Below are 12,603 nucleotides of genomic sequence, written 5' to 3' on the forward strand. Positions count from 1 at the left end.
GCGGAACATCCGTTGAATCATTTACAGTATAAGTATATATTCCTGCTGTTACTGTAAATGTTCCATCGGTATAAGATCCTGTTCGCTTGCTACAATTACTGTTGCTGATCCACCATTACATGCAATTGCTGTTGATGATGATGAAGCGATCAATGCACAAGGAGCTGAACATGCCGCTGCCGGTTGGAAACCATCGTTAGCATTTCCACCTAAGTCTGTTCCACCTGTCAAATATGGTGTATAAACAAAGTTCGCTGAAGCTGCTCCTAAGATATCCGGTTGTCCGCCCGGTGCTACTGCTGATCCGCCATAAGCTACAGGGATCTGTGCTGAATAACCCGGCTCAGCACTGTTTGATGTGCTTACTACAGGAGATATTACTCCGTACCAGTTACATGTGAAGTTTTTCAGATTGCTTCCTGCTGCAGGTAATGATCCACCTGTCTGACGATCTACGATCTGACCATACCAGTTGCCACTGATGTCGTTATTATTAAAACTACTGTTGATCGCACTCTGAACAGGAATGTTCGTTCCTGAACTTGCATCAAGGAATAAAACTCCTACTGTCCAGTTGTCTGAAATGAAGTTATTCGTCAATGTTGTATTGTCCGTCTGATTACGGAAGATCAATCCTGTACGGTTGAAGTGAATGTTATTGTTATGGAAATTATTTCCGTTACTGTTATTCACATCAATTCCCGTACGCATTCCTGTGATCTCACAATACCGTACTTCTGCTGAAGCTGTCAATCCCTGAACTGCAATACCTGCTGAATTTAATCCGGCATTATTCCAGTCAGTTGTATTGTTTCCATCACGAGTGATCGTGAATCCATCGATCACAACATTACTTGCTGAAACCTGGAATGTCGATCCACCGCCACCGATCGGACCACTTACAATAGATGAACCGATGCCCGCTCCTGTAATTGTCAATTGTTTATTTACTATTACGTCTTCATTGTATGTACCTGCATCAACAGTGATCGAATGTCCGTTCAAAGTTTGAACAGCATTGATCGCTGCCTGAATCGTACAATAGTTCAAGCCGGTATTTGTGTTGTGAACCGGACCTGCAAGACTTGCAGATACTGTTACACTTGCTGTTGCTGTACATCCATTAACATCGGTTACTGTAACTGTATACGTTCCTGCTGATAGACCACTCAACGATGATGTTGTTGCTCCATTTGACCAGGAATAAGTATATGGCGATACACCACCACTTGTGATACTTACAGATGCTGTTCCATTGTTGAATGACGGACATGTTCCATCGGTTGATGTTGCTGATACAATTAGTGCACATGGTGCTGAACAAGATGCTGACGGTTGGAATCCATCACTTGGATCGCCACCTAAGTCTGCTCCACCTGTTAAGTATGGAGTATAAACAAAGTTTGCTGATGCAGCTCCTAAGATATCCGGTTGTCCACCCGGTGCTACTGCTGATCCTCCATAAGCTACCGGGATCTGTGCTGAATAGCCAGGCTCTGCACTATTTGCTGTGCTCACTACAGGAGTTATTGCTCCGTACCAGTTACATGTGAAGTTTTTCAGATTCGCTCCCGGCGTTGGTAAAGCACCACCCGTTTGACGATCGACGATCTGTCCATACCAGTTGCCACTGATGTCGTTATTGTTGAACGTACAGTTTGCTGCTGTCTGAACTGGAACATTCGTTCCTGAACTTGCATCCAGGAATAAGACTCCCACTGTCCAGTTGTCACTGATGAAGTTATTCATCACACTTGTATTATCCGTTTGATTACGGAAAATTAATCCGGTACGGTTGAAGTGTATGTTATTGTTATGGAAATTATTTCCATTGCTGTTGTTTACATCGATCGCTGTGCGCATACCTGTGATCTCACAATAACGAACTTCTGCTGAACTTGTCATTCCTTGAATAGCAATACCTGCTGAATTCAATCCTGAATTATTCCAGTCAGTTGTATTGTTTCCATCACGAGTGATCGTAAATCCATCGATCACAACATTGCTTGCTGAAACCTGGAATGTCGATCCACCGCCACCGATCGGACCACTTACAATAGATGAACCGATACCCGCTCCTGTAATTGTCAATTGTTTATTTACTGTTACATCTTCATTGTATGTACCTGCATCAACAGTGATCGAATGTCCGTTCAAGGTAGTTCCTGCATTGATCGCTGACTGGATCGTACAATAATTTAATCCTGTGTTTGTATTATGAACAGGACCTGCAAGACTCGCAGATACCGTCACAGTAACAGATGCAGTACATCCATTTACATCAGTAACTACTACAGTGTAATTTCCTGCAGTTAATCCACCTGTTGTTGATAATGTAGCTCCATTTGACCATAAAAATGTATAAGGAGAAATTCCACCACCTGTAACGATTACAGATGCTGTACCATTGTTATTAGAAGGACAAGTGGCATCTGTAGTTGATCCTGAAACTGTCAAAGCACATGGAGCAGAACAAACCGCCAGTGGCTGGAATCCAATACTGATGTTATTATCCGTTCCATCATTCAAATATGGAATGTAACTCAAACTACCTGAAATTCCCGAAGCTACTGTTGCCGGTGACGTACTTCCCCACCAGTTACAAGTCATATCGATAGTAAATGTACCGGCACCTGAAGCACCTACTCCTTTTTCAACATTGTATGGAGAATTAGATGTGATAGAATTATTATGTGCATTTAATGTTAATGTCTGAGATGCCTGAGATTCAAGATAGAATCCGTCACCTGCATTATTTACAACATAATTATTATTAAAGTCGACAGAAACATTTGAACTGCCAAATCCAAACAGACTTGTTGTTACATACATTCCTGTACTGTTAACTTTGTTCTGTCCATCAACTACGTTTCCGGAGAAGGTTGTTGTAACAGCTGCATTTTGTCCGGCTGCAGTCAAACCGACATCAACATTATTAACTGTGTTATTCGTTACCTGAACTGCACGATAAGGTGCAAAAACCCAGATGCCATATCCGTTCAGATTACTGTTTTGCACTAGATTATCTGTAATGATATCTGCAATTCCACCTGAACCACCATTATTATCTGAATGAATTCCACTTCCAGAATTACTTACCGTATTTCCTGAGAAGACAGTTCCAGTAGACCAGTTCGAAGCAATGGCGTCATTACAATTGCTGACAATATTATTTGTCATTGCTCCTGCTCCACCGAAATTGAACATTCCGATTGAAGCAGCATTTGCCTGAACATTATTGATCGTATTATCATGGAAATTATACGAACCACCTGTAGAAGCATATATACCTCGCAGATAAATATTCTGTACAGTAGTGTTATAAACTTCAAGATTTTGATAAACACCAAGTATATGATCAGTAATAATTCCTGTACGTGCATCCAGATCAGCTCCGCCTGCAATAGTTCCACTTGTAAGCGATGTATTGTCTCCATCAATGGTCATGTCATGAATAGTAACATTATTTGCCTGCACTAAGAAAATATTACTTCCACCTGCGCAAATTGATCCGCCACCTGCACCACCACAATTTGGATTGCTTGTTGCCGGATAAACAATTGTAATACCCTGACCCTGGCCGGAAACATTTACTTCTTTATTGACAAGAACATTATCGTCAAAACTTCCCGGGCCAACATTAACTGTATGACCGTTAGAAGCAGCATTTACACCGCGTTGAATTTTTGCTGTTGTAGATAATGGTGATGCAAAGCTATTAACTGTAACATAGTCATTGTTTGCTTTCACACGTACAAAACCAAGACCGCTTGCATCAATTGAATGTTGAATTCTATCTTCGAGTGAAAACAAATTGCTCAAACTCATTGCAGAAGGCAATTGTAATCCTGATCCAACATCAAAATTATTATTTGTTGCATCAACATCTACAGCCCAAAGTCCCATTGTTGTTAAAGCTCCTGCTCCTGCCCCTATCAAAGAGGTATATGCAGGGAAAGTTGAACCTGAACTTGTTCCTGACTGATGATCCAGATAGATCACTTTACCAATATTGGCATTAAAATCATTTTCATTACCGGCACCACCAATAACAAAAGTACCATAGCTGGCATTGTCGTTATCGTGATTATGGAATGATATAGCAGTACCTCCTGAAACACCTGAACCGTTAAAAGTATTGTTGGTTACGATTGCTCCTAACGTTACCTGTACGATCGTATTTGAATTCGTACTGATCGACTTATTGTTGATTGCAATGTGATGATAAGAAATTGAACCGCTAAGTGGTGTAAATGTATTATTATCGATCGTAAGGCTATTGTAGTTTGCACTACTTATCGCCCATTCATGATTCGAGAAAGTGTTTCCGCTTACGTTGGTAGTTTTTGAATTGTAATTATTCTGAAGACGTAAAACAGCTGTTCCCGGTGCAGATGAATTTGCAAATGTTGCATCGAAGATATTATTCGATACTGTCAGAATTCCTGCTCCTGCATTCATATCATCAAGTTCAACTCCGCCACCATTAAAGTTGTTGCCGCTAATTGTAATATTTCCATTACTTCCAAAACGGACTACTACATCGTGATTAATTGTCTGAAGTGTATTGTTGTGAAAGTTCCTCCAGACTCATCCGTTGCCAATACCTGCACGGAAGAAGCTTTGTGGAAGAATTCCATTTACAGTGTTGTTGTCAAATGTAATGCTGTTCACACCACCTGTTGCAACACGGTAATTTGTATTTCCCGTATAATTAATGCTCACTGCATTGCGATCTGAATAAGTACCCGCAGCCGGTGTTCCGTATGCATCAATAATATTATTCTGAATTATGATATTATCAATAGCCGCACCACTTGCAATGATTGCACTTTTCAATTTTGAAAGATCAACATTGAAATGTATGTTGTCGATCGTTACATTGTTTGCAGAGATATCAAACAAGGCTGGTTTACCACTTACTGTTCCTGTAAAATCAACTGTAGGCTGAGTAGATGATGCCTGGATTGTCAGACTTTTATTAACCAGAACCTGCTCATTGTATGTTCCCGGATCGATTGTAATTGTATGACCGTTCAAAGTTGTAACAGCACTAATCGCTGCCTGGATCGTGCAATAATTTAATCCTGTATTTAAATTATGTACAGGTCCCGCTAAACTTGCGGTTACTGCAATACTTGATGAAGCTGTACATCCATTTACATCCGTAACTGTCACTGTGTAAGTACCTGCGGTAAGTCCTGAGATTGTTGATGTCGTTGCAGCATTTGACCATAAATATGTATATGGTGAAACTCCACCACTCGATATCGTTACTGTCGCCGTGCCATTATTATTTGATGGGCATGTAGTATTTGTAGATGAAGTCGAAACGATCAACGCACAAGGAGCTGAACATGCCGCTGCCGGTTGGAAACCATCGTTAGCATTTCCACCTAAGTCTGTTCCACCTGTCAAATATGGTGTATAAACAAAGTTCGCTGAAGCTGCTCCTAAGATATCCGGTTGGCCACCCGGTGCTACTGCTGATCCGCCATAAGCTACCGGGATCTGCGCTGAATAACCCGGCTCAGCACTATTTGATGTGCTTACTACAGGAGATATTACTCCGTACCAATTACATGTGAAGTTTTTCAGATTGCTTCCTGCTGCAGGTAATGATCCACCTGTCTGACGATCTACGATCTGACCATACCAGTTGCCACTGATGTCGTTATTATTAAAACTACTGTTGATTGCACTCTGAACAGGAATGTTCGTTCCTGAACTTGCATCAAGGAATAATACTCCGACTGTCCAGTTGTCGCTGATGAAGTTATTCGTCAATGTTGTATTGTCCGTCTGATTACGGAAGATCAATCCTGTACGGTTGAAGTGAATGTTATTGTTATGGAAATTATTTCCATTACTGTTATTCACATCAATTGCTGTACGCATACCCGTGATCTCACAATACCGTACTTCTGCTGAAGCTGTCAATCCCTGAATAGCAATACCTGCTGAATTCAATCCTGAATTATTCCAGTCAGTTGTATTGTTTCCATCACGAGTGATCGTGAATCCATCGATCACAACATTACTTGCTGAAACCTGGAATGTCGATCCACCGCCACCGATCGGACCACTTACAATAGATGAACCGATACCCGCTCCTGTAATTGTCAATTGTTTATTTACTGTTACATCTTCATTGTATGTACCTGCATCAACAGTGATCGAATGTCCGTTCAAAGTTTGAACAGCATTGATCGCTGCCTGAATCGTACAATAGTTCAAGCCGGTATTTGTGTTGTGCACAGGTGTAGCAAAGCTTGCTGTAACCGTAGTTGTTGCAGAAGCTGAGCAGCTATTGGCATCAGTAACAGTGTAAGTATAAGTTCCGGCACCAACAGTGAAAGTCCCTTCACCAGAATATGGTGATTGTCCTCCTACTGCTGAAACATTAATGGAAACAGAACTAACGTTACAATCCAATGCACCTGTTACTACAACATTTGCAAAAATTTGTGAATAGGTAAAGTTATCCCAATATATATCATATGTTACTCCGGCAAGGGTATTGTGCCCTTGTAAGATCACATTGGCAAGTCTAACGCTGGCATCAGGAGCACTTGTTGAAGTTTCGGCCTGAAGATCATTTACACTATAGCGGAATTCACCACTTGGCAATACATCAATTTTTAACGTCACCCAAGAATCATAAGTAAATCCTGAAGGTAAGCCCATATCAATCCACGTTCCTGTTCCTGTTTCGTAGGCGCGGAATCTTGGATTGCTAAGATCACTTGTGAATTCAAGGATTGGAAAACCGGAAACAGCATCACTTATATCAAATGCTGTTGCCCAGAATCCTGCCATACGTTTTCCTGAAGTTGACCATGCAGATGGGATATATAAGTCAATTTGTGATGATCTTGTACCGGCAGGAAGATCAAACTTTCTTCCTTGTGTATTATAAAAAGCCGTATTAAATCCAACTCTGCAGGTTTCACAATCAGATGCACTGATACTTTGTTGTAAACGTGCATCACCACCAAAAACAACCGGTGAAACAAATCCTGCCGGAGCAAAACGATCTGTATACCATGTATTCGAGGCTGCAGTTGCACCAATTGTTACCGCGGAGCTGAAATCATTATCAGTTGAACAAGGCAGACCAGTACAACTTGCAGAAGGTTGGAATCCCGGATTAACAGAACCATCAGCTCCTCCAATTAAGTATGGAGTATATGAAGCGATGTTAGAATGTAATCCGGCAATAACTGAATTGTTTGTAGTGTTATACCAATTGCAACTGATATTGATACCAGTGTTTGAAGTAGTATTAAGTACTGCATTATTTGAATAGCTATTTCCAAAATCATTATTTGTAACGGTAATTCCGGTTGGTGAAGAGTTTACTTTATTGAATTCACCAATACGTAATCCATTTACAGGTCCACTGATATAATTATTCATCATTACAAATCCTGAAAGGGACGCCGGATCAGTGTTATATGAAGGACTGTCGTCACGTGCTTTAATCGCTAATGCTGATGGATTATTAATTGCTGAAGCAGTTCCCATTGATCCACAATTTGTAATTGTAGAATTCTGAATGGTGATATCTGAATAAGAATCATATTTAAGATTGATATCGATACCATTATTAAATCCATAATTCGGATCAACTCCGGAATTGTCAATTACTACATTGTCGATCAATGCATGTCTCAATTTCTCGAAGTACATTCCTTTCTCAAGGTTGTTACTGAAATCAGAATTCTTAATTGTAATATAATCGAATGTATTTGCTGCCGGTGTTCCTGCAGCGATGAAAATTCCAAAACCATTTAATGTTGTTCCATTGCTTTTAACTTCTGAACTATCCATTAAAACGTTGCTTACATTATCGCCTGTTCCTGCTCTCCAGCCGCCAACATTATTGTTATTGAATTTACACTTAATAATTGAAAGACCATTCGTTCCATTTCCGGTATTTATACCATACTGGCAATTTGAATTGCTTTCTACATTATATAAATTAATAGTTGAAGATGAAGTACGTATTCCGTAATTAAATCCGGTTACCGCAAGATTCGAAATATTTACATTTGCGACACCTATTGAAATACCATCACCTGTACATGCTACAGTTGGTGTCAAAATTGTCGACGCCGGACCACTTCCAATTAAAGTAAGGGCTTTAGTGATGACAATGTTTTCATTGAAGGAACCTGCATCCACATAAATAGTATCTCCTGCAACACAAGCAGCGATAGCTTGAGAAATCGTTGAGAACGGACACGTAGCAGTTCCTGTATTTCCTGCGTTTCCAACTGCTGTTGTAAATACGTCAGCTGACAAACTGTTATCATTTACATACCATTTTGTTCCTGTATGTGCAGGAGCTCCTGAAATAATTATTGAAGCTGTATTTGAACAACTGTTATTATCAGTCACAGTATATGTATGAGTTCCTGCTCCAACGTTGAAAGTACCTTCACCTGAATACGGTGCTTCTCCTCCAACTGCGGATACAGTAACATTTACTGATCCTGTTGTACATGTAAGTGAACCTGCAGAAACTACATTTGCATATATAGGTGAGTACGTAAAATTATCCCAATAAATATCATAAGTCACTCCTGCAAGTGTGTTGTGTCCTTGTAAAATTACATTTCCCAATTGAACACTTGCGTCAGGAGCACTAGTTGAAGTTTCAGCACGAAGATCATTTACACTGTAACGGAATTCGCCGCTTGGCAATAAATCAATTCTCAATGTAACCCATGTATCGTAGCTGAAACCGGTAGGTAATCCCATATCGATCCACGTTCCAGTTCCTGTTTCGTAGGCACGGAATCTTGGATCGCTAAGGTCACTTGTAAATTCTAATATCGGGAAGGCAGAAACGGCATTACCTGCATCAAATGCTGTAGCCCAAAATCCTGCCATGCGTTTATTTGTTGTTGCCCAAGCAGAAGGAACATAAAGGTCGATCTGAGAACTGATAGTACTGGCAGGAAGATCGAACTTACGACCTTGTGTATTATAGAATGCTCCGTTGAATCCACCACGGCATGTTTCGCAATCTGCTGCATCAATATTTACTTGTAAGCGGTCATCTCCACCAAATACAACTGGTGAAGTAAATCCTGAAGGGGCAAATCGATCGGTATACCAAGTGTTTGCAGCAGAAACCGGTCCGGTTGTTACGGCAGCACTGAAATCATTGGTAACACCACAAGCAGGTGCACATACTGTTGTTGAAACTGCTGCGCTTCCTGACATTGATGCAGTACATGATGTGGTAGAATTGGTTGCCACCACAGTGTAGGTTCCTGCAGTTGTCTGATCTCCGAAATTAATTGCCAGACCTGTACCTGCTTCAGGTGATCCAACATTCGTTACTCCGTCAAGTATCAATTGATAATTAACTCCCGTTTCAGAGCTTGCCAGTCCAACAGCTACTCCGCTGCCACCTGTACAATATGACCCGCCGCCGGTTACTGCAAATGAAGTTGGGCTTGTACATGCTGTACCGGTTACTGTAAAGTTATCTACACGGTTTGTTCCGCCGGTTCCAAATGAACCTGAGATCGCATTGGTAGAATTGCAAACTAACCTGAAATATGCTGACGATAGTCCGTTAAGTTCTGTGACTGCGCTCAAATCAAAAGAATGTTTCGAAGCACTCTTAGGTGTAGTAGCAGACCAGCTATCGTTTGTGATATTAAAATTCGACACCACTGTAAAATTTACACCATCGGGACTATAACTGAAAATAAAATTATTTGGTCCGGTGTTGCTACCTGTTTGCTCAAATGAAACTCCGATGCTATGGAAATTTGATGTGTTGACTTGGAATTGATAGTAATCATTCAGAGCCCAATGATCTGATGTTGCACATCGAACAGATCCGTTCCCTGCATTCGCTGCCCATACTGTAGCTGAGCTTGCATGTAAGGCACTGAACTCTGAACCTGAAGTTTGTAATCCTTCTTCAGCTAATGCAGAACCAACTGTAAAAATAGCTGTAGGACCCGGTGTGGCAATTGTGCTTGCATCGAATGTCCATTTAGCGATTGGGTAAATTACTACAATTGAACCACTGGTGATCTGACTGAACGCTCCTGAATTTGCATTCAGAGTATATGTATCAGCAGCATCTAATTTAATGTCATTGAATGTTGCAACTCCTGCAAAAGCATTTTTTGTAAGTGTTCCAAGCAATGTACCCGAACCGGTTGCAATACTAATTACAACGCTTCCTGTAAATGTATTATCAAGAGAATTGTCTGCTCGGAGAGCTTCAACTGTAAATGAATTCAAATATGAGTTGGTTACACCGTCAGTTGGAGTATTGACAAAGACAATATGATCTGCTGCCGGTGCCGGTATATTAAATGGATCCGAAGAAACTGAAACTAACCCGGGACTTGTAAAATCAATTGTTGCGCCTGTTACTGAACTAAGACTTGTTGCTGTTAAACCACTAAATGTAGCTGTACCACTTACGCCATTGGCAGTAGTACTTCCTCCCGGAGTCCATGCTCCGGAACCTGTATTTGCAGTAACTGTAGCAGTACTTGCAGTTGCATTTCCGTATTGATCCTGAATAAATACACTTGGTTGATCTACCAATACACCGCCGTTGAGTGCAGGTGCAGTTGGTTGAATATTTATAGCAAGTTGATAGTCTGCTCCAGCTCCAATTGTTTGCATAACTGATGCATCATCATAGCCAAGTGCTGAAACTGTCACCGTTTCAGTTCCTGCAACATGTAATGCAGTATTTCCACCTGTTGGTTTCAAAGTTAATATCCCTGCAGAAAGTGAATAATCTGTTCCTGGTGTTAAAACTGCAGCACCATACGTTACCGATGTTACAGCAGCTCTCCATGAAGCATCATCAGAAAATGTAATGTCAAAGTCTGCGTCAACTGTTGCAGTTGCGGCTACCAATGTTGGAGGTGTTAAGCCTGCCGGTGCCGGAATATTAAATGATGCTGATGAAACAGAAACTAAACCGGGCGATGTGAAACTAATTGTTGCACCAATTACCGCTGCCGCACTTGTTGCTGATAGTCCACTGAAAGTAGCAGTACCACTAACTCCGGTTGCAGTTGTCGACCCTGTCGGTGTCCATGATCCAGAACCGGTGTTCGCTGTAACAATTGCTGTACTTGTTGTTGCATTTCCATATTGATCCTGAATAAATACGCTTGGCTGAACTGCTAATGCTGCACCATTTGAAGCTGGTGCAGTCGGCTCAACATCCATTGCAAGTTGAAAGTCAGCTCCGGCACCGATTGGTTGGCTAACTGTTGCATCTGTATATCCTGTTGCAATAACAGTGACTGTTTCAGTTCCTGCTATGTGTAATGCTCCATTGCCTCCTGTTGGTTTTAAAGTTAAAATACCTGCAGCGAATGAATAATCTGTTCCTAATGTCAATGTTGTTGCTCCGTATTTAACAGAAGTAACTGCCGCTCTCCAAGCCGGATCATCAGTAAAAGTGATATCAAAATCTGCATCTACTGTTCCTGTGCCGGCAGTGAGTGTTGGTGTTACTGTTGCAGATGTAGAAGTAACAGAAATATTATCAATTGAAATTTTAGGTTGAGAACCTGAAGGTGATGGTAAACCACCTGTAGAAGTACTATGTTCATAAAATCTCAATCTTGCTGTAGCTGAATTATTGAATGCAACCGGTAAAGCAATACTTGTTATACTTGCGCTTCCACTGACATTGTTCCTTGCAGCATAAGGCAGGTTTGTTCCTGTCAATTCCGTAAAAATTGTTCCGTCCGTCGAATAGAACAACTTCAGTTTTGAGTCTCGATTTCCGGTAGAATTAAATACTGTTGCAGCGTCGAAACTGATCGTACCGGCATTTCTTCCCGTGAAATCCAGAAATAGATCAATTGCGCATGAGTTTGCTGTACTGGTTGAAAGCAAAACAATCGTGGCAGAACCTCTTTGAACTCCACCGCCGGAACCTGATGCAAATGTAGCTGTACTTGTTGAGGTTTTCACTCCATCTCCGACTGTTCCGGTAGAATTAACAAGAACAGAACTCCATTCAACACAATCTGTTCCATTAAATCCATTTGGCCAGTTGGTAGAATTGGATATATTTAAAAAATCTTCAGAATAATTTCCACCGGACATTATATAAGGTGTTTGTCCCCAGCTTTTCTCTAGCCCTGTTGCAAAAAATAAAATCGACAGTACTATAATAGCGAATGTCGGTTTTCTGAAATGAAATACATTTTGTAAGTCTGTGTTTGCAGCGTTTGCATTTTGACCTTTAAGTGTGTAGTTCTTAGGATTCATGTTATGTTTGTTTTGTTTGTTTTAAAGGGAAGGAGAGAATGCCCGGTATCGGAGCTTAAAAATAATTATTTTGTAAATTGATGTTGAAAGACTTTATTATTGTAAAGTCTTTCGCAATCGTCTCAATTTGTCGTGTTGCGGAACAGATTTTAAAAAACTGAACACTACAAATTCATGTACTAAAAAATCCTTGCTTTTGTAGTTTGGGAAATTCGTTCCTGATTTGCTTAAAATAAATTTAGCACGTAATAAAACAGAAGTGAAAAATAAAAACAACTTCGAATTAATTAAATGTTGTGTTTTCATCATATATGTGTTCAT

2 protein-coding genes are annotated in these 12,603 nt (G+C 40.6%); both read right to left on the minus strand.

Features of this window, described 5'->3' with window-relative positions:
• Nucleotides 1-48: 48 nt before the first annotated feature.
• Nucleotides 49-4,461, minus strand: a complete 4,413-nt coding sequence (locus IPL24_02245; protein MBK8362523.1) for a hypothetical protein — start codon at nt 4,459-4,461, stop codon at nt 49-51.
• A 129-nt stretch (nt 4,462-4,590) separates the two neighbouring features.
• Entirely contained in the window at nt 4,591-12,282 is a 7,692-nt protein-coding gene (locus tag IPL24_02250; GenBank protein MBK8362524.1) for a hypothetical protein, read from the minus strand.
• Nucleotides 12,283-12,603: the final 321 nt, after the last annotated feature.

The organism is Bacteroidota bacterium (genome assembly GCA_016711505.1).
Lineage (GTDB): Bacteria > Bacteroidota > Bacteroidia > AKYH767-A > 2013-40CM-41-45 > JADKIH01.